This is a genomic window from Chryseobacterium sp. YR221 (assembly GCF_900176315.1).
GTDB lineage: Bacteria > Bacteroidota > Bacteroidia > Flavobacteriales > Weeksellaceae > Chryseobacterium > Chryseobacterium rhizosphaerae.
Genome location: NZ_FWXM01000003.1, coordinates 545299 through 564132, shown reverse-complemented (window position 1 = coordinate 564132; position 18834 = coordinate 545299). Strand labels below are relative to the sequence as shown.

Sequence of the window (18834 nt, the reverse complement as noted above, 5' to 3'; positions counted from 1 at the left end):
CACCTATAAATAGTAAGATGAATAAAAAACTGAACTTGGTACTTCTGCCTGTCTTATTACTGGCAGTTTTGGTAAGCTGTGAAAAAAAATACCAAAGCCCGGGGAATTATGAAAACGATATGTTTGCCAATGAACGCCAGGAAGGGACAGCTTATATTATGAATGAAGATGAATGTTTCGATGGTAGTGAAATGGTGATTGCAAGCTCAGAAGTAAAGCTGATAGATAGTTCAAAAGGCCGTGGAAAACCCTTTTTTATCTATAAAGTAAGATCTGGAAAAGTACTGAAAACAATAAGAGATTCTGTTATGGAATATCCATTTCAGTTTCTTTCACCACAGAGACTCAAGCTGAAAAATAATGATTCCATGTATGTTTACCTGAAAAGCCTTCAGGGGTACCGGTTTATTGCAAAAGACAGGAACCTTAAATATCAGTGGCTGAAAGCAGCTCCGGTCTATTCTGTGAAGAGAAAATAAAATAAACCTATCTTTGTAGCTTCGAAATAATGTTCATCAGAAGAGCTCTCGCTTCTTCCGTGGTATAAATAGATTAAGGTTTTTGGAAAATATTAGAACAGGCTCAGACTTTCTTCATGTAGGAAACAGGCTTTTGGAGTGGTATAAAAATAATGCAAGAGATCTGCCTTTCAGACAGACGAAAGACCCTTATAAAATCTGGATCTGTGAGATTGTATTTCAACAGACAAGAATTAATCAAGGGTTAAATCACTATAATAATTTTATCAAAAGATTTCCCGATGTAAAAACATTGGCAGAAGCTGACGAAAACGAGGTTTTATTATACTGGAAGGGATTAGGCTATTACTCAAGGGCAATTAATATTCATAAAGCTGCCAGACAGATTATGGAGGAGTATCAGGGGGTATTTCCAGCTCAGTATCAAGATATTTTAACCTTAAAAGGGATTGGTAAATATACTGCGGCTGCGGTTTCAAGCATCTGTTTCGGAGGAAAAATGCCTGCGGTTGACGGAAACTTTTATAGGGTGCTAAGCCGTCTTTTTGCTGATGATTTTGATATTTCAAATTCCAGAGCTTTTACCTATTTTTCAGAATTAGCTGCTTTGGTGATGCCTGACAATGTCGGCGATTTTAATCAGGCGATGATGGATCTGGGTTCCGAGATCTGTAAGCCGAAAAATCCCCTTTGCGGAGAATGCCCAATTAATGAAGACTGTCTTGCATTTTCTTTACAGAAAGTTACCAATTATCCGGTGAAAACGAAGAAGGTAAAGACAGAAGATCTTGCTTTAACCTATTATTTCGTTCATAGAAACGGACAATTTCTGATCCGTCAGAGAAAAGATGATTTTATCTGGAAAAAATTATTTGAGTTTCCTTCAGCTATTCCTGAAGAAATGGAACCATTTATTACCCAATCAAAAACCATTACCCATAAACTGACTCACAAGAATTTAAGTATTGAAATATTCAATGTGGCAGTATCTTCAGAGAAGGAATGGAATACTTTTATAGCTGAAAATCAATACCTCATTACGGATATTCAGGGTTCTCATGAAAAATCCTTTCCTAAGCCTTTGGAAAATTACATTCAAAACTCTCTGAAAGACTGAAATTTGTCTTCCGAAATCTGAAATCTAATTTGTACTTTTGCAAAATGATTAAAAAAGTCATTTTTATTTTTGTATCACTGCTTTTACTTTCATGTGGAAAAGACACTACTCCGAAACCTTACGGAGAATTACGTCTGGAATATCCAACTCCGAAATACCAAAAGTTTGAAAACAATTGTGCATATACTTTTGAATATTCTGATTTTGCTTCCATTACGGCAGCTAAAAAACCGTGTTGGTACTATCTTAATTATCCAAAAATGAAAGCCAAAATCTTTGTCACTTATTATCCGATACAAAATGATTTTGCTGAACATATCAAGGAAGCCGAAAAAATGGTTTATGAACATACCGTTAAAGCCAGTTCTATAGATACAAAGTCTTTTGAGTATCCTGAAAAAAAGGTCTATGGAAACTTTTATGAGCTTAAAGGGCAGAGTGCTTCCAATCTTCAATTTTACATCACAGACAGTACAAAACATTTTGTGACTGCTTATTTATACTTTGATACGAGACCGAAACCGGATTCTCTGGCTCCTGCAGTGAACTATATCAAAAACGATATGAAGCACCTGCTGGACTCTTTTGAATGGAAAAAATAATTACTTTTAATATACATTGAAAAATATATGAAACTTTTAGTTGTAGGAAGTGTTGCATTTGATGCAATCGAAACACCATTTGGTAAAACGGATAAAATTTTAGGTGGAGCAGCCACTTATATTGGGATCACTTCATCTATTTTAGGCGTTAAATCGGGTATCGTTTCTGTAGTAGGAGGAGATTTTCCACAAGAACATCTGGATATGTTTACAGACAGAGACGTAAACATCGAAGGAATTGAAATTGTAAAAGAAGGAAAAACTTTCTTCTGGTCAGGAAAATATCATAATGATTTAAATACCAGAGACACTTTAGCTACAGAGGTGAATGTGTTGGAAAATTTTGATCCGAAAATTCCGGATTCTATGCAGGATTCAGAAATTTTATTACTTGGAAACCTACACCCTGGAGTTCAGTTGTCTGTACTTGAAAAAATGAATAAGCGTCCTAAACTTGTTATCCTTGATACCATGAATTTCTGGATGGACAGCGCTTGGGATATTCTGATGGATATGATTGCTAAAACAGATGTAATCACAATCAATGATGAAGAAGCAAGACAGCTTTCAGGAGAATATTCTCTGGTAAAAGCAGCTAAGAAAATTCATACCATGGGTCCTGAATATGTAATCATCAAAAAAGGAGAGCACGGAGCTTTACTTTTCCATGATAATAAAGTATTTGCTATTCCTGCACTTCCGTTAGAAGATGTTTTCGATCCAACAGGGGCAGGAGACACTTTTGCAGGAGGTTTTGCCGCTTATCTTGCTAAAAAAGGGAAACTGGATTTCGAAACCATGAAATCTGCTTTAATTGTAGGTTCTGCAATGGCTTCATTTACCGTAGAAAAATTCGGAACAGAAAGAATTCAGGAAGTTGGAGAAGCGGATATGTTTGAGAGATTGAGACAATTTAAAGAATTAACAACATTTGATGTTGAACTGCAGTAAATAAGTCTTTTTAAGAAATATTTATAATAAAAAATTGAGTGAAATTCGTTAAGAATTCTAAATTTGCAACTTGTTTAAAATAGTAAAATGACAAATAGACTAAAAATCACTTTTCTCCTTGGGATTTTCATAATGATATTCTCTTCAAATATGATGAATGCCCAGCTAAAACAAGGAGATTTAGTGGATGGTATTGCTGCTGTTATCGGTGATGAGATTGTTTTGGAATCTGATGTAACTGAGCAAATGAATTATGGAAAGCAGCAGGGAGCTTCTAATACAGATAAATGTGAGTTCCTGGAAAACCTTATCAGCAATAAGCTTCTTGTATACGAGGCAAAAAAAGATACGTTGATTGAAAACCGTTCTGCAGCGATCAAGGAGCAAGCCAATGGAAAATACCGTCAGTTGCTTTCTCAATTTCCAGATGAAAAAACAATGCTTGCAGCTTATAAGTTCAGAAATGCTTATGAGATGAAGAATGCTATCGAAAAAATTGATATAGACCAATACTACGGGCAGGCAAAATATCAGAGAATTACTGAAAAAGCCGACGTAACACCTAATGAGGTTACCGACTTTTATAACCTGTACAAAATGCAGTTGCCACAGATAAAAGATGAAGTAACCTTAGCTCAGATTATGATTTATCCGGCATTGACGGAAGCTCATAAACAAGATCTGATCAACAGACTGAAAAAAGTTAAGCAGGATATCTTGGGTGGAGAAACTTTCGAAAGTCAGGCTAGAATTTATTCTGAAGATGAAGGATCTGCTTCCAACGGAGGATTATACAAGAATATCAATAAAGGTCAGATGGTGAAGCAGTTTGAAGCTACAGCATTAAACCTTCAGGAAAATGAAATTTCAGATCCTATCGAATCTGAATTCGGATACCACATTATTCAGTTGTTAAAAAAATCCGGAAAAGTATATGACGCAAGACATATTCTATTAAAGGCTACTCCTACAGATGAAGAACTAAAAACGGCAAAAGCAAAATTAGATAGTATCAGAGGTCTTATTATAGATGGTAAGATGACATTTAAAGATGCTGCGTTTAAGTTTTCTGATGATAAAAGAACCAAATTTAATGCTGGAGTTATTCCGGGAGGAGACGGTTCTGATAAAATTGAAAGAGAAAGTATCCCGGGAACAATCAGCTATGAGCTAGCCGGATTAAACAAAGGTGATATTACTACTGCTTTTGAAGACGAAGAAAACAAAAGAAAAACGGTTAAGATCATTAAATTGGAAGATGCTATACCTGCACACCAGATTACACTGGAAACAGACTTTAGCAGAATAAAACAAATGGCGCTGAATAAGAAGAAGAATGAAATGATTGAAAAATTTGTTAGTTCTAAATTACCAAACATTTTCATCTCCATCAACGGACGTTATGATAGCTGTAATTTTAAATCCAATTGGAAAAAAGCAACAGTTAAAAAATAAAAACAAAAACCTTCAGAATCTCTGGAGGTTTTTTTTATCAGTAAACTTTATCCCTTGAAACAGGTGTGAATGGAAAATCTTATTTACCTTTCTTTATATACTTGTATCGTAACATTGAATATCTTTACATAAACTAAACGTATGGACTTTGCCTTTTATCTTCAACAATTCCATTTGGCAGCAGGGGAAACTCCAGGAGTAAAACTTGACCGTAAAGGATTGAAACTATCGGTAGATATTGTTCTGGAATCCGTAGCTCTTAAAGTATATAAACCGGAGTGGTCTGGAGATCATCAGTCACCATTAGATGCAATGGGCAGGATTTTCTTTTCGGTATGGGTAAATGATAAGGCGATCCAAGAGGATAGAATATATTATAATATCCATGCCCTAAAGGTAAGAGAATTAAAAAACTATAGGGTTTCCGGTAGAAATTTTGCGCAGGATTTTAGAACGGAATTTTTGAAGTATCATAAAGACTGGCCTAATGTAAGTGTACAGTATGGACCACTTACCTTAATGCAGGGCTGGATACAATTAAAAAATGATAGGATACAAAAAGATGTATATGAACTGGTTCAGAATTTTTTAAAGATAAGTTCCATTATAGATCATATTTTGGATTCACATAAGAAATGATAATATTTCGTTTTCTATAACTTTTTTAGTCAATTGAGATACCTGGTAAACGTTGTTTTTAGTATTTTTACGCATGAGCAATTTTATAGATTTCAACTCTGCAAAAAAACTTCATGACATGCAGGCTAGCCAAAATAGAATTACAGAGCTTTTTAATATAAAATATCCAATTATTCAGGCCGGTATGATCTGGCATTCCGGATGGAGGCTGGCTTCTGCCGTTTCCAATTGTGGAGGATTGGGGTTAATAGGTGCAGGAAGTATGTATCCTGATATCCTGAGAGAAAATATCAGGAAATGCAAAGAAGCCACAGACAAGCCTTTTGGGGTGAATGTTCCGATGTTATATCCTAATATTGAAGAGATCATCCAGATTATCCTTGAAGAAGGTGTGAAAATTGTCTTTACATCAGCAGGAAACCCGAAAACGTATACAGAAACACTTCAGAAAGAAGGATTAAAAGTAGCTCACGTAGTTTCCTCTACCAAATTTGCAGTAAAATGTGAAGATGCAGGAGTAGATGCTATTGTTGCGGAAGGTTTTGAAGCTGGAGGGCATAACGGAAGAGATGAAACGACAACGTTCTGTCTGATCCCTAATGTGAGGAAACATATCTCTAAGCCATTAATCGCTGCCGGAGGTATTGCTTTGGGATCACAAATGAAAGCGGCCATGATTTTAGGAGCAGATGGAGTACAGATCGGGTCGCGTTTTGCTGCTACTACTGAGGCCAGTGCACATGAAAACTGGAAAAAGAAAATTACCGAACTGCAGGAAGGAGATACACATCTTACTTTAAAAGAATTAGCCCCTGTAAGAATGGTTAAAAATAAGTTCTTTGGTGAGTTGGAAACTATTTACCAAAGTGGTAGAGATAAAGAAGCTTTAATTGCTTCATTAGGAAGAGCCAGAGCAAAAAAAGGAATGTTTGAAGGAGATATGGAAGATGGAGAATTAGAAATAGGACAGGTTTCCGCATTAATCGACGATATATTGCCGGTAGAAACCGTTTTTAATCATCTGTTGGAGGAATTTGAAAATATCAAAATGCCTATATTATAGTTAACTGTACTATATTTCAGTATTTATTTTAAAATAATAAAAGAGATTGCCTTCATAGGAGGCAATCTCTTTTTATAGAGAGTTATTAATTGTTTATCTCATAAATATCAGTGATCTCTACAACTGCCATTTCATGTCTTTCAGAGTTGTTACCTTCCAGAATAAAAGTTGCATAATATCTGATCCCTCCAAATATCTGATCCTTCTTCTTAATAATCTGTATTTTAAATTGTGGATTAGATACATTTCCTGCATTAGTATTGGTAGCCCATAAAGAATTTGAAGCAATATAAGGGGTATTTTTATACAATACCAGATTACCGTCTCCCTGAGCAGACAAATAAGGATTGTTACTTCCGGACTGTACCGTATTAGAAGCCCATCTTGCTGGATTTGGATGAAGACCTACCCAATGAATAGGACTTGCATACAATACTAGGTTACAGTCGTGCTGAAGATCAAGATGAAGATTTACATTTCCATAATTAAGAACCAAAGAACCTCCTGCTGCCATTCCATAAGATCTGCTGCTTTCAGCTAGAACTGTGGTTTTGGTCGTTGACAGTCTTTCTGTAGACTTGGTTACCGATGATTTTGCCATGGCTGTTTGCTGTGTTTCTGTGGCAATGTCATTCTCTGTAGAACAGGAAAAGGTTACCAATGCCAATAAAGCTAAAGATGAAATCTTTACTGCGTTTTTCATGTTTGTTGTTATTAATTTTTTACAGCGGCAAATATAAAATAAGTATAATAATCTCGTTTTTGTGATATATGTATCTTTTTTAGCTTATTGATGTACCTGTTTTAAATATATTCCCGGCTTTATAAAATATTTAACACACTAAATAGTGTCTTTTTTGATTTGTTATTATTTTTATGTTTTATATTAAATTTTTAATAAATAGGTAAGTATTTGAATAAAAGCGCATTTAAAAATTAAAATCAGACTTCTAAATTGGATTATTTCGAATATCCGGAGCTTTTCTATCATATTATTCTGTTATTTGGTAATTTTGCAAGAAATAATAGTATTTTACACGTTAAAAGAGATTTGACGTTGTAAAAAGAATTGGCGAAAGAATATGATACAGAATACGATAGTAAATGTTGGTGATAAAAATCTTTATATAGAATACAATAACTCCTTTGAAAATAGACCCACGATTGTCTTTCTTCACGATTCTCTGGGATCAGTAGTGCTCTGGAGAGATTTTCCTGCTAAACTGTCTGAAGCTACCCAATCTAATGTCCTTGTGTACGACCGTCTTGGCTATGGCAAATCATATCCTATGATTACCCATGAACGAGCAGTTAATTATATGGAACAGGAAGCAGATCTGCTTAATGATTTGTTGGTGCAGCTCAATATTGACAAAGCGATCCTGTTCGGGCATAGTGACGGTGGAACAATTGCTTTAATTGCTGCCGCAAAATATCACAAAAGAGTAGAAGCGGTAATTTGTGAAGCAGGACATATTTTTGTTGAAGATATTACCTTAAAAGGGGTTTATGATGCATGGGAAGCCTATAAAACGACAAATCTTCCGGAACGTTTGAAGAAATACCATGGTGATAAAGTAGAAATGCTTTTTAAAGCATGGACAGAAACCTGGACACGTGATGATTACAGAAACTGGAATATTGAATATCTCTTAAAAGATATAATTTGCCCATTATTATTTATCCAGGGAGAATCCGATGAATATGGTACACTGGACCAGGTAGAGAAAACTATTTCCCAGGTAAGCGGAAGTAGTGAGAAATACATTATTCCGGGTATTGGACATACTCCACATAAGGAAGTTCCTGAGCTGGTTCTTGAAAAATCTGCTGAATATATCCGTAAGCTTTTTTAAAGCTTAAAAAATTACAGTAGCTGAATTTCTGCGGTGATATTTTTTTTGGACTGTATTTCGTATTGGCCTTTAAAATACTCAGTTTTAAAGATGTCTTCAAGTTCCAGAAAATGTTGAAGAACTTTTTTTCGCCCGGGTTTATAGAGAAAATCCGGGTAGATAGAATATTCTTTTCGGATCATTTTAGTATAGGCCAGGTAAGTGGCAAGATCTTTTCCAAGGATAGAAAGATCAGCATCCAATAGGTAATGGGTATCTTCATCTTCAGATCTTTGATGGGATTTAGTGGCCAGGATCTGTTTTGAAATCTTCAGAATTGTATCATGGGGTACACCGATTTCCTTAAGCCTTTTTTCAGCTGTACCAGCACTTTTTTCCTCATTAGACCTGGAGGTTGCATCATAAATAATATCGTGATAGAAAACAGAAAAAGAAACTGTGGTAAAGTCAGAGATATGGTGTTTTACCGTTTCAAGTTCCTGAAACATATTTTCAAGATGAGACAGATTGTGATAATATCTGCTTTTCTCAGAGTATTTTTTTTCAATTTCCTTCCATAGACTTTGGATTAAAGCCTGATCATCAGTAAATAAAATACAAAGTTGTAGAAAGCGGTCTTGCAGAATCATGATCCGTAAAAAGGTAAAAAAAGGAACTTTTAAAAAGTTCCCTGATTTGCTTCAAGAACAGCTTTAAGCTCAGCCCAGCCTCCGCCGTTATAGCCATCCTTTAATCCTTGAGTGTTAAGATATTCTAATGCTTTTCCACTTCTGTTTCCACTTCTGCAGAATATGATCACTGGTTTTTCGATAGATAAAACCTCATCCTGTCTATCTTCTACTTCACCTAGAGGAATATTTTTAGCCCCATCTATATTTCCGTCCATTTCAAGCTCCATAGGCTCGCGAACGTCGATCAACTCATAATTTCCGGATTGTATTACTTCTATTAAAGACATAGTTGTTTATTTTAAACATTAAATTATAAACGAAAATACGTAATTTTTTTTTGAAAAAAATCTTAATTAAAACATAATTTTTTCAGAACAGAGCTAGACCAGGGTTTCTGGCTGAAGCATTCTGAAAACTGAAAGATTGATAAAATAATCTTAATTTTGCAATGTGATAAGTATGAATGCCGGAGCCGAAAAATATTCCCAACTGATAAAAACCAAAGCCAAAAGTTTTGGGTTTCAGAATTGTGGCATTTCTAAAGCTGATTTTTTAGAGGAAGATGCCGCACATCTCGAAAAATGGCTTAAGAATAACTTCAATGGGGAAATGAAGTATATGGAAAATCATTTCGATAAGAGATTAGATCCAAGGCTTTTGGTAGAAGGCTCTAAATCTGTAATTTCACTTTCTTATAATTATTTTCCCGAAGAAAAAATTTCGGTGCTGGAGAATTATAAGATTTCAAAATATGCATATGCAGAGGATTATCACGAAGTCATCAAAGAAATTCTTCGTGAACTGGTGGCAGAATTGCAGGAAGAGATCGGTGAATTCGGATTCAGGGTCTTTGTAGATTCAGCACCGGTTATGGAAAGAAGCTGGGCCAGAAAATCCGGAATAGGATGGGTAGGGAAAAATGCTAATCTGATCACCAGACAAAATGGTTCTTTCTATTTTCTTGCAGAAATTATCTGCGACCTGGAGCTTATTTCCGATCATGAAACAACCGATCATTGCGGAACCTGCCGGAAATGTATTGATGCATGTCCTACAGATGCTATTGTTTCCGAAAAGATCATTGACGGAAGCCGCTGTATTTCCTATGCTACCATAGAGCTGAAAAATGAAATTCCGGATTACTTTCAGGATAAAATGGAAAACTGGATGTTCGGTTGTGATATCTGCCAGGATGTATGTCCCTGGAACCGATTCTCAGCACCCAATAAACAAAGTAGATTTACCCCTAATGAAGCCCTGAAAAATTTTAAAAAAGGGGAATGGAAAGAGTTAACTCAGGAAATTTTCTCTGAGATCTTTAAAAAATCACCGGTGAAAAGAACCAAATTTGCCGGTTTAAAGAGAAATATTGAGTTTTTGGAGAGGTCTTCAGATCTATTTTAGCCGGAACTTTTGGTGACAACTCCTTCTTTGGAATTTTTTGGAGTTCCAAACTAAAGCTGATAATCGACCATTCCTTAAAATTTCCGCTTTAAGGAGGTTAAGATTTGGTAGAATAAGTTTCTTAAAAACCTTTCCTAAAAAGAAAAATTGACTCTCAGGAGATTAAATCTCACCGAAAATCAACGTTTTTTTTGTATTCTTTTTGGAGCTGTTTTTACTCTTACTTTAAATCTTTTCTGAGACTTGGTATTTTTACGCATATTTGTGAATATTTCGTAACTAAATATAGTCATTTTTTCGATTAAAACAAATACTTTTACTAAAAATTACAGATTAAATTTTATTAAAACATGACCGTGAAAATTATAGTATTATATATCTTAAAAATGTTGGGAATAATTGTAGGAATCGTGATCATATATGTCCTTCTTGGCTTATTGATCCCCTTTATCTCTGTCTCAGCAAAAGATGATGGTGAAAAGAAAGATATTCCCATTTATATTTATACCAACGGAGTGCACACAGATATTGTAATGCCCGTAAAAAATGACCTGCAGGATTGGAGCCTGAAGATTCCTTTTGCCAATCTGAAATCAAAGAAAACAGACTATAATTATATAGGTATAGGATGGGGAGATAAAGGTTTTTACCTGGATACCCCCACATGGGCTGACCTGAAGTTTTCTACTGCTGTGAAAGCCGCATTCTGGTTAAGCGATTCAGCAATGCATTGTACTTATTATACCACAATGAAAGAAGGGGACGACTGTAAAATGATTATGATCAGCAGAAGCCAATATACAAGGCTGGTGAAATTTGTAGAAGATAAATTCGACAGAGATCAGAATGGCAATTTTATGGTGATTCCTACCAATGCTGTGTATGGAGATAATGATGCTTTCTATGATGCCAGAGGTACATACAGTTTCCTGTATACCTGCAATACCTGGACTAATGACGCTTTAAAAGCTGCCGGACAAAAAGCGGCCCTGTGGACTCCTTCTGATTTTGGAATTTTCCAACACTACAAATAAAATGAGAAGGTTTTTTCTTTTCTTTTTATTACCTGTGCTTTCTTCCTGTGTCAAGGAGAAGGAAATAAACAGTTATAAGACAGGAAATGCTGTGGTAACGAGTGAGAAAAGACCAGAAGCAGATCTTTCTAAAATAAAAATAAAAGCTGAAGAAGCTTTAGCGTTCTGTACCTCAAGAAATCTCAGTACCGATTTTTGTATCCTTATAGACATGAGTCTTCATTCAGGAATTAAACGTTTCTTTGTCTGGGATTTTAAAAACAAAACTATTTCAGGGAAATATCTCGTAGGGCATGGTTGTGGTATAAATGCATGGAGTAAAGATGATTCAAGAGACCGCCCGGAATTCAGCAATGAAGATGGAAGCCATCTTTCATCTCTGGGGAAATACAGGTTGGAAGGAAGAGGATACAGCGAATGGGGTGTCAACATAAAATACCTGATGCATGGCCTCGAGGATACTAATACTAATGCATTGAAAAGGTTTATCGTTTTTCATTCCTGGGATCTGATGAGCGATGAAGAAGTTTTTCCTAAAGGATCACCGGAAGGATGGGGCTGTCCCACCATTTCAAATAATGCTATGAGAAAAATTGATCCAATGATTCAGAGCACTAAGAAACCTGTTCTGATGTGGATTTATAATTAAAAGAAGTAAGATGAAATATAGACTTTTCCGAGAACAGCAATTAAACTGCGATCTAGAAACGGCATGGAAATTCTTTTCCTCCGCCAATAACCTTTCCGAAATCACTCCAAAAGATATGGGATTTACTGTCCTGACAGAACTGGAAGATGATGAAATTTATAAAGGAATGCTCATAGATTACTATGTTTCCCCATTATTTGGGATTAAGATGAAATGGCAGACAGAGATTACCCATGTGGATTTTCAGAAAAGCTTTACTGATTTTCAGAAAAAAGGACCGTATAGATTATGGAATCACCATCATGAGTTTATTCCGAATGATGAAGGTGTTTTAATGAGGGATACGATAGATTATGAACTTCCTGCAGGATTTCTTGGAGAAATAGCCCACCGTCTTTTTGTCAGAAAGAAACTGGAGTATATTTTTGATTACCGTTTCCGGGTACTGAGCAGGCTGTTTTAAACTATCCGTCAGATCTTGATAGGATATCGGAAAGTGGCCTGTGGAATGGCAGGCAGAAAAACGGAGCTATAAGTACCCTTTGCCATTCCGAAGGAATCTCGACATCATGGTTGAAAACATTCATTTTTCTTGATTGTTTAAGTTTTTTTAACATTTGAAACGGCCTGAACTCCATCTAAAATTCGTACTTTTGCGCCACTATCGTTTTTACTAAAAAACAAAGCGTTCTCTTTGACATGGCAGGTCTGAAGTCATTTATCATTTTTTATATTATGCTGGTTTTTACCCTTTTCAATTCGAATTGGGTAGAAAATTCCTTGCAAAATATTCCTCATGTACCCCATGTCAGTAATATCTATCTATTAGATGTTTTTGAGGATGCTGATATGAATACCCACGCATTAGCTGCTGCCTCGAAAATCATAAAACATTCAGCACCTAAAAATGACTGCACGGCAGGTGACTTTTCAGCCATCTTAAAACTGAGCCCGAAAATTACACTTCCCAATATTGCAGTCTCTATTATCTGTGGGGTTAAGTCTTTTCTCCATCTCCTCCAATTGTATTAATGTAAGTTGTTGAAATTCAGTTTATTTATCGAAATTTTATAACTAAAACATGTTACAATGTATTTTAAAAACGTAATAATTTGCACTTTTGCAATATTATTCGCTGTGTCATGCAGTAAAGACAAGAAAAAAAACAACCAAAACGAGAAGGAAGTTCCTGTTCTTGAAATCAAAGAAAAAGATACCCTGGTGAGCAATCAGTTTGTCACTGACATCCAAGCTAAGAAGAATGTAGAAATGCGTTCCAGGATTGGAGGGATCATACAGCATATATATGTCAATGAAGGACAGTTTGTGCACCAGGGACAGGCTTTATTCAAAATCAATGATGCCGAACTTCAGATGGAGCTTTTAAAGGCAAATGCGGCCTTAAAACAAACCGAAGCCGATGTTCGTATTGTGGAAGTGGAACTGAAACAGATCCAGAGTCTGTATGCTAAGAAATTTGTGGCCAGCAACGAGCTGGAGATGGTAAAGGCAAAATTATCATCCGCTAAAGCTAAGCATGCCTTTGCTGATGCTGAAAAAAGGACTGTTCTGCAAAAAATAAGCTTTACAAAAATCACAGCTCCTTTTGACGGAGTCATTGATGTTATTCCCCTTAAAGATGGAAGCCTCGTGGAAAATGGGACTTTATTAACCACTTTATCTCAGCTTAATGAGGTGTATGCTTACTTTTCAATCCCTGAAAACTTATATTTTGAGCTTTTAGCTAATGATAAGATAGGAAGCCATCAGAAAATTGAACTGACACTGCCCAATGGCGTTAACTACCAGTTTAACGGAGCACTAAAAACCGCCGAAGGAGAAATAGACAGAACGACAGGTTCCATACGGTATAAAGTATTATTTCCCAATCCTGACCGCTTGATCAAACATGGTACTTCCGGAAAGCTGATTATTTCCGAACATCAGGGAAATGCCGTTTTGATTCCTCAAAAATCAACATTCTCCATTCAGGATAAGATGTATGTTTTTGTGGTGGATAAACACAATAAAGTAAAGATGACCAATATTAAGATTGGAACTACCCTGAGAGATTCTTATTTGGTAGAAAGTGGTCTTAAAAAGGGTGATTTAATTATTTATGAGGGTACACAGTCTTTAAAAGACGGTGATATAATCAAAATTAAAAAGAAGTATTAACCTTTCGTAATCTTTAAATCAACTAACAATGGTAGAAATGTTTATAAGACGAAAGGTTCTTTCGTTGGTTATTTCCATATTATTTGTCCTCCTGGGAATTATGGCCCTGATGAAAATGCCCATTACCCAGTTTCCGGACATTGTACCTCCTTCTGTTACTGTAACCGCGAAATATACCGGGGCTAATGCCGAGGTATCAGCCAATGCTGTTGCTCTTCCGCTGGAACGTGCCATCAACGGAGTTCCGGGAATGACGTATATGTCTACAGTAACATCCAATGATGGTCTTACCCTGATCCAGGTATTCTTTGAAGTGGGAACAGATCCCGATGTGGCTGCAGTGAATGTTCAGAACAGGGTGACAACAATCCTCGATGAACTTCCTGAAGAGGTGATCAGAGCTGGTGTAACCACTGAAAAAGAAGTGAACAGTATGCTGATGTACCTCAACATTACAAGTACAGATCCAAGCCAGGACGAGCAGTTTATCTACAACTTTACAGATATCAATGTTCTTCAGGAATTGAAACGTATTGATGGAGTAGGACGTGCAGAGATTATGGGACAGAAAGAATATTCGATGAGAGTATGGCTGGATCCGCAAAAGATGGCAGCGTACAGTATTTCAGCAGATGAAGTGATAAATTCATTACAGAAACAGAATATTTCTGCGGCTCCCGGAAAAGTGGGGGAAACGTCAGGAAAAACGTCCAGTCAGCTTCAGTATGTAATTAAGTATAAAGGTAAATTTTTTGAACCCAAGCAATACGAAGAAGTTCCTATCAGATCTGATGTAGACGGAACTATTTTGAAGCTTAAAGATATTGCTAAAGTAGAATTTGGGGCCATGAATTACGGAATGGTTTCCAAAACAGACGGAAGACCTTCCGCCTCTATTATGATGAAGCAGCGTCCCGGTTCCAATGCCTCTGAAGTCATTGAGAGTGTAAAGGCCAAAATGGAAGAACTGAAAGTTTCCTCTTTCCCTCCGGGAATGGAATATAATATGGCATATGATGTTTCCAGATTCCTGGATGCCTCCATTAGTGCGGTACTGACAACCCTTATTGAAGCCTTTATTCTGGTAGGAATTGTTGTATTTATTTTCCTTCAGGACTGGCGTTCAACACTGATTCCGGTATTAGCCGTTCCTGTAGCACTTGTAGGAACTTTTGCGTTCATGAATATGCTGGATTTCTCGGTAAACCTGCTGACGTTATTTGCTTTGGTTCTTGCGATTGGTATTGTGGTGGATAATGCAATCGTCGTAGTAGAAGCCGTCCATGTTAAAATGGAGGAGGGAATGAATGCCATGGATGCTACGGTAAGTGCTACAAAAGAAATTGCGGGGGCAGTAGTTGCCATTACAATTGTAATGTCTGCCGTATTTATTCCTGTTGCATTTCTTGACGGTCCGGTTGGTGTATTCTACCGCCAGTTTTCATTAACTCTGGCCATCAGTATTGTTATTTCTGGGGTGAATGCACTAACGCTTACTCCGGCACTTTGTGCTATTATTTTGAAACCACATGACCATAATAAGAAAAAAAACGTGATTGACAGGCTTTTCCAAAGCTTTAATACAGGTTTTGACCGGTTGACAAACGGTTATGTAGGCATTTTATCAAAATTTGCAACGAGAACTACAGTAACCTTTGGATTATTATTCCTGTTCATCGGGCTTACCTTTGTAACCAGTAAGTTTCTTCCCACCGGTTTTATCCCTATGGAAGACCAGGGAATGGTGTATGTGAGTGTTACCACCCCCCAGGGTGCAACAGTAGAAAGAACGGAAAAAGTATTGGATGAAGTAACGATTATTGCAAAGAAAATAAAAGGTGTAGAAAACGTAACAACGCTTGCCGGATACAGTATTGTAACGGAAATTGCCGGTTCATCCTACGGAATGGCGATGATTAACCTTAAAGACTGGAAAGAAAGAGATATTTCAGTGAATGATCTGATCACGGAGCTTTCTGAAAAAACAAAGTCTATCGCAGATGCACAGATTGAAATCTTTGCACCACCTACAGTTCCTGGATTTGGAAATACAAGCGGTTTTGAATTGCGTTTACTGGACAGAACCGGTGGAACTATTGAGAATACAGATAAAATTACGAAAGATTTTGTCAAAAAACTGAATACTGCCCCGGAACTACAAAATAGCTTTACCAGCTTTGATGCTACTTTCCCGCAATATATGATCAATATCGATTATGATATGGCAGCTAAAAAAGGAATTTCCGTAGATAATGCTATGTCCACTTTACAGACGATGCTTGGATCTTATTATGCCACCAATTTTATCCGCTTCAGCCAGATGTATAAAGTGATGGTGCAGGCAAGCCCGGAACATAGGGATACTCCTGAAAGTATTCTGAATCTCTATCTGAAGAATGATAAAGGTGAAATGGTTCCTTTTTCAACATTTATTACCATGGAAAAAGTATATGGTCCCGAAGTGTTGACAAGGTACAATATGTATATGTCTGCAATGATTAACGGAGAACCTGCAGATGGCTACAGCTCAGGAGATGCAATTGCAGCTGTAGAACGGGTGGCTAAAGAAAGCCTTCCGAGAGGATTTGATATAGAATGGTCGGGGATGACAAGAGAAGAAATTTTGTCCGGAAACCAAACCGTGTATATCTTCCTGATCTGTCTGTTGTTTGTATATCTTCTCTTAGCTGCACAATATGAAAGTTTCCTTCTTCCGATGCCGGTGCTGTTAAGCTTGCCTACAGGGATTTTTGGATCCTATTTCGCATTGGTACTAGCTGGGCTGGATAATAATATTTATGCACAGGTAGCTTTAGTCATGCTGATCGGGCTTTTAGCTAAAAATGCAATTCTTATCGTAGAATTTGCGGTGGCAAGAAATAAACAGGGCTTTGATATTATCCCGGCTGCTATTGAAGGAGCAAGACAGCGTTTGAGGCCCATTCTGATGACTTCCTTTGCTTTTGTAGCAGGACTTATTCCGCTTTGTATTGCTTCCGGAGCAGGGGCAATAGGAAACCGTTCCATTGGTACGGCTGCGGCAGGAGGAATGCTGATCGGAACTATTTTCGGATTGGTTGTTATTCCGGGGCTGTATATATTCTTTGCAAAACTTGAAAATAAGAAGAAAGATGAGAAGATTAAACCATAGAAATATATTTTACGGAATTACTTTATTGAGCATGGTTTCATGTGCGGTTCCAAAAGTTGCCACGTTGAAAAAGGCAAAGACACTGCCTGAAGAAGTAATAAAGACAGGAAAAAAAGAAAATGTAGATGAATTCCAGCAGATTAATCTGAAAGCTTATTTTTCAGATCCCCTTTTGTTGGAACTTTTTGATCAAGTAGTACAGGCTAATCCTGATTTTCAGATTGCCCAGCAAAGGGTAGAAATTGCGAACAGTTTTCTGCAGCGGTCCAAGATGGATCTTTTACCTTCTCTTGATGTAGGTGCTGAAGCTTCGGGGAACCGCTATGGAAAATACACAATGGAGGGAGTAGGAAATTACGATACCAATCTTTCTCCCAATATTACTGAAGAGCAGAAAATTAATAGAAACTTCACTCCTAATTATTGGCTGGGAGCAAGAAGCAGCTGGGAAATTGATGCCTGGGGAAAGCTTAAAAACAGAAAAATTGCTGCCCAAAAGAAATACCTGGCTTCTACAGAAGGGCTCAGGCTGCTGCAGGTAGAGCTTTTTACAGATATTGCCAACCTGTATTATCAGCTGGTGACCTTAGACAATCGTCTGGCTATTTATCAAAAAAACTATAAGCTCCAGCAGAGGGCCTTTGAAATTGTTTTGGCACAAAGGGAAGTGGGAAAGGCCACAGAACTTGCGGTACAGCAATTTAAAGCTCAGAATAACAACTGGCTGGCAGAAATAGAACATATAAGAGTAGAGATTGTAACTGTGGAACAGGCCATTACCACACTGACAGGGAGCTATGGAGGAGATGTGAAGCGGGGAAAAATGCTGATGCCTACCAATATGGATATTTTAAATAAAACCATTAATGTGGAAGGTGTAGTTCATTCCAGACCGGATGTAGCTGCCAATTATTATGTATTGGAAGCTTCTCAGGCAGATGCCAAGGCAGCAAGAGCCGCTTTTTATCCTAAAATTGATCTCGGAGCAGGTTTCGGACTTAACTCTTTTTCTGTAGAGACTTTATTTAAACCAAGTTCATTAGCCGGACAATTACTGGGAGGATTAATGGTTCCTGTTTTTAATAAAGGACAGCTGAAATATGAATTTAAAATAGCCAATACAGAGCAGGAAATAGCCTTTCTTAACTATCAGAAGAGTATTACTACTGCATTTAACGAACTTCAGTCTATTTTAAAGCAAACAAAAATCTACGAAAGGGTTTTGAAACTGAAGTCAGAAGAAGTTGGATTTCTGGACAGAGGGGTGGAAGTCTCCAATGATCTGTATTTAACAGGATATGCCAATTATTTTGAACTGATCAATTCCCAGAAAAGTAAATTGACCGCAGAGCTTGACCTGCTGCAGTTTCAGCATCAGAATACCAGAAATAATGTTTTACTGTTTAAAGCATTAGGAGGCAAACTGGACTGATTTTATAATAGTAGCCATTAAGAGGCAATGCTGTTCTCCTTAGAGTATCTTTTGAAGATCTTATTTTTTAGCAGCCCTGTTTCTTAATGGTTTTAAAACAAAAACAATTTTGCCGGTTTGAAAAACTGGCCCATTTTTATTTTTTACGATGAA

19 protein-coding genes are annotated in these 18834 nt (G+C 36.9%); 16 read left to right on the top strand and 3 right to left on the bottom strand.

All coding sequences use genetic code 11. The features are described from left to right. Positions 1-17 precede the first annotated feature (17 nt). The 7 genes from B8967_RS11625 to B8967_RS11595 all read left to right on the top strand — a co-directional run bounded on the left by B8967_RS11625 (position 18) and on the right by B8967_RS11595 (position 6306). Entirely contained in the window at positions 18-479 is a 462-nt protein-coding gene (locus B8967_RS11625) for a hypothetical protein (RefSeq protein ID WP_084086206.1), read from the top strand. A gap of 82 nt (positions 480-561) precedes the next feature. After that, positions 562-1596 (top strand): A/G-specific adenine glycosylase, encoded by a 1035-nt coding sequence (gene mutY / locus B8967_RS11620; RefSeq protein ID WP_084086205.1) that lies wholly within the window; start codon positions 562-564, stop codon positions 1594-1596. A gap of 44 nt (positions 1597-1640) precedes the next feature. After that, positions 1641-2198 carry a gliding motility lipoprotein GldD gene (gene gldD, locus B8967_RS11615; RefSeq protein WP_084086204.1) on the top strand — a complete coding sequence of 186 codons (558 nt, stop codon included), beginning with the start codon at positions 1641-1643 and terminating at the stop codon, positions 2196-2198. Between the two features lie 27 nt (positions 2199-2225). After that, the gene (locus B8967_RS11610; RefSeq protein WP_047487598.1) at positions 2226-3149 is read left to right on the top strand and encodes a PfkB family carbohydrate kinase; all 924 of its coding nucleotides are present in this window, start codon (positions 2226-2228) and stop codon (positions 3147-3149) included. An 87-nt stretch (positions 3150-3236) separates the two neighbouring features. Continuing rightward, positions 3237-4604, top strand: a complete 1368-nt coding sequence (locus B8967_RS11605) for a peptidylprolyl isomerase (protein ID WP_047487601.1) — start codon at positions 3237-3239, stop codon at positions 4602-4604. Positions 4605-4745: 141 nt separating this feature from the next. Next, a complete protein-coding gene (locus tag B8967_RS11600) occupies positions 4746-5243 on the top strand; it encodes a hypothetical protein (RefSeq protein WP_084086203.1) in 498 nt (165 codons plus the stop codon). Positions 5244-5316: 73 nt separating this feature from the next. Further along, entirely contained in the window at positions 5317-6306 is a 990-nt protein-coding gene (locus B8967_RS11595) for an NAD(P)H-dependent flavin oxidoreductase (RefSeq protein ID WP_228406138.1), read from the top strand. Positions 6307-6391: 85 nt separating this feature from the next. Here the strand turns inward: B8967_RS11595 and B8967_RS11590 are convergent, their stop codons facing one another. Next, positions 6392-7009: a hypothetical protein gene (locus B8967_RS11590; RefSeq protein WP_084086202.1), complete on the bottom strand. Its 618-nt coding sequence runs from the start codon at positions 7007-7009 to the stop codon at positions 6392-6394. Between the two features lie 379 nt (positions 7010-7388). Between B8967_RS11590 and B8967_RS11585 the strand changes: the two genes are divergently transcribed. Further along, positions 7389-8162 (top strand): alpha/beta fold hydrolase, encoded by a 774-nt coding sequence (locus B8967_RS11585; RefSeq protein ID WP_084086201.1) that lies wholly within the window; start codon positions 7389-7391, stop codon positions 8160-8162. Between the two features lie 11 nt (positions 8163-8173). On the opposite strand, the gene B8967_RS11580 is transcribed toward B8967_RS11585, so the two are convergent. After that, the gene (locus tag B8967_RS11580; RefSeq protein ID WP_084086200.1) at positions 8174-8791 is read right to left on the bottom strand and encodes an HD domain-containing protein; all 618 of its coding nucleotides are present in this window, start codon (positions 8789-8791) and stop codon (positions 8174-8176) included. A 29-nt stretch (positions 8792-8820) separates the two neighbouring features. Further along, positions 8821-9120, bottom strand: a complete 300-nt coding sequence (locus B8967_RS11575) for a rhodanese-like domain-containing protein (protein ID WP_047487614.1) — start codon at positions 9118-9120, stop codon at positions 8821-8823. Between the two features lie 172 nt (positions 9121-9292). Here B8967_RS11575 and queG point away from each other — a divergent pair, with 172 nt between their 5' ends. The 8 genes from queG (at position 9293) to B8967_RS11535 (ending at position 18681) form a co-directional block, all read left to right on the top strand. Further along, positions 9293-10237, top strand: coding sequence for a tRNA epoxyqueuosine(34) reductase QueG (gene queG, locus B8967_RS11570; RefSeq protein ID WP_084086199.1), 945 nt, complete (start codon positions 9293-9295; stop codon positions 10235-10237). 386 nt (positions 10238-10623) lie between these two features. Then, a complete protein-coding gene (locus tag B8967_RS11565) occupies positions 10624-11271 on the top strand; it encodes a TIGR02117 family protein (protein ID WP_410493784.1) in 648 nt (215 codons plus the stop codon). A 1-nt stretch (position 11272) separates the two neighbouring features. Then, positions 11273-11920: a murein L,D-transpeptidase catalytic domain-containing protein gene (locus B8967_RS11560; RefSeq protein WP_084086197.1), complete on the top strand. Its 648-nt coding sequence runs from the start codon at positions 11273-11275 to the stop codon at positions 11918-11920. Between the two features lie 10 nt (positions 11921-11930). Continuing rightward, positions 11931-12383, top strand: coding sequence for an SRPBCC family protein (locus B8967_RS11555; protein ID WP_084086196.1), 453 nt, complete (start codon positions 11931-11933; stop codon positions 12381-12383). A 236-nt stretch (positions 12384-12619) separates the two neighbouring features. Next, on the top strand, positions 12620-12952 hold the full coding sequence (locus B8967_RS11550) for a hypothetical protein (protein ID WP_047487635.1): 333 nt from the start codon (positions 12620-12622) through the stop codon (positions 12950-12952). A 105-nt stretch (positions 12953-13057) separates the two neighbouring features. Next, complete coding sequence (locus B8967_RS11545; protein WP_228406135.1) at positions 13058-14098, top strand: efflux RND transporter periplasmic adaptor subunit; 1041 nt, start codon at positions 13058-13060, stop codon at positions 14096-14098. 28 nt (positions 14099-14126) lie between these two features. Next, positions 14127-17249: an efflux RND transporter permease subunit gene (locus tag B8967_RS11540; RefSeq protein ID WP_084086194.1), complete on the top strand. Its 3123-nt coding sequence runs from the start codon at positions 14127-14129 to the stop codon at positions 17247-17249. Continuing rightward, entirely contained in the window at positions 17230-18681 is a 1452-nt protein-coding gene (locus B8967_RS11535; protein WP_047487643.1) for a TolC family protein, read from the top strand. Before B8967_RS11540 ends, B8967_RS11535 begins: the two co-directional genes overlap by 20 nt. Positions 18682-18834 lie beyond the last annotated feature (153 nt).

Excerpts from the sequence above, each read along its gene's own strand:
- gldD (WP_084086204.1), top strand. The coding sequence starts at position 1,641 with ATGATTAAAAAAGTCATTTTTATTTTTGTATCACTGCTTTTACTTTCA.
- B8967_RS11600 (WP_084086203.1), top strand. The coding sequence starts at position 4,746 with ATGGACTTTGCCTTTTATCTTCAACAATTCCATTTGGCAGCAGGGGAA.
- B8967_RS11575 (WP_047487614.1), bottom strand. The coding sequence starts at position 9,120 with ATGTCTTTAATAGAAGTAATACAATCCGGAAATTATGAGTTGATCGAC.
- B8967_RS11540 (WP_084086194.1), top strand. The coding sequence starts at position 14,127 with ATGGTAGAAATGTTTATAAGACGAAAGGTTCTTTCGTTGGTTATTTCC.
- B8967_RS11560 (WP_084086197.1), top strand. The coding sequence starts at position 11,273 with ATGAGAAGGTTTTTTCTTTTCTTTTTATTACCTGTGCTTTCTTCCTGT.
- B8967_RS11565 (WP_410493784.1), top strand. The coding sequence starts at position 10,624 with ATGTTGGGAATAATTGTAGGAATCGTGATCATATATGTCCTTCTTGGC.
- B8967_RS11590 (WP_084086202.1), bottom strand. The coding sequence starts at position 7,009 with ATGAAAAACGCAGTAAAGATTTCATCTTTAGCTTTATTGGCATTGGTA.
- B8967_RS11610 (WP_047487598.1), top strand. The coding sequence starts at position 2,226 with ATGAAACTTTTAGTTGTAGGAAGTGTTGCATTTGATGCAATCGAAACA.
- queG (WP_084086199.1), top strand. The coding sequence starts at position 9,293 with ATGAATGCCGGAGCCGAAAAATATTCCCAACTGATAAAAACCAAAGCC.
- B8967_RS11595 (WP_228406138.1), top strand. The coding sequence starts at position 5,317 with ATGAGCAATTTTATAGATTTCAACTCTGCAAAAAAACTTCATGACATG.
- B8967_RS11550 (WP_047487635.1), top strand. The coding sequence starts at position 12,620 with ATGGCAGGTCTGAAGTCATTTATCATTTTTTATATTATGCTGGTTTTT.
- B8967_RS11580 (WP_084086200.1), bottom strand. The coding sequence starts at position 8,791 with ATGATTCTGCAAGACCGCTTTCTACAACTTTGTATTTTATTTACTGAT.
- B8967_RS11625 (WP_084086206.1), top strand. The coding sequence starts at position 18 with ATGAATAAAAAACTGAACTTGGTACTTCTGCCTGTCTTATTACTGGCA.
- B8967_RS11605 (WP_047487601.1), top strand. The coding sequence starts at position 3,237 with ATGACAAATAGACTAAAAATCACTTTTCTCCTTGGGATTTTCATAATG.
- B8967_RS11585 (WP_084086201.1), top strand. The coding sequence starts at position 7,389 with ATGATACAGAATACGATAGTAAATGTTGGTGATAAAAATCTTTATATA.
- B8967_RS11535 (WP_047487643.1), top strand. The coding sequence starts at position 17,230 with ATGAGAAGATTAAACCATAGAAATATATTTTACGGAATTACTTTATTG.
- B8967_RS11555 (WP_084086196.1), top strand. The coding sequence starts at position 11,931 with ATGAAATATAGACTTTTCCGAGAACAGCAATTAAACTGCGATCTAGAA.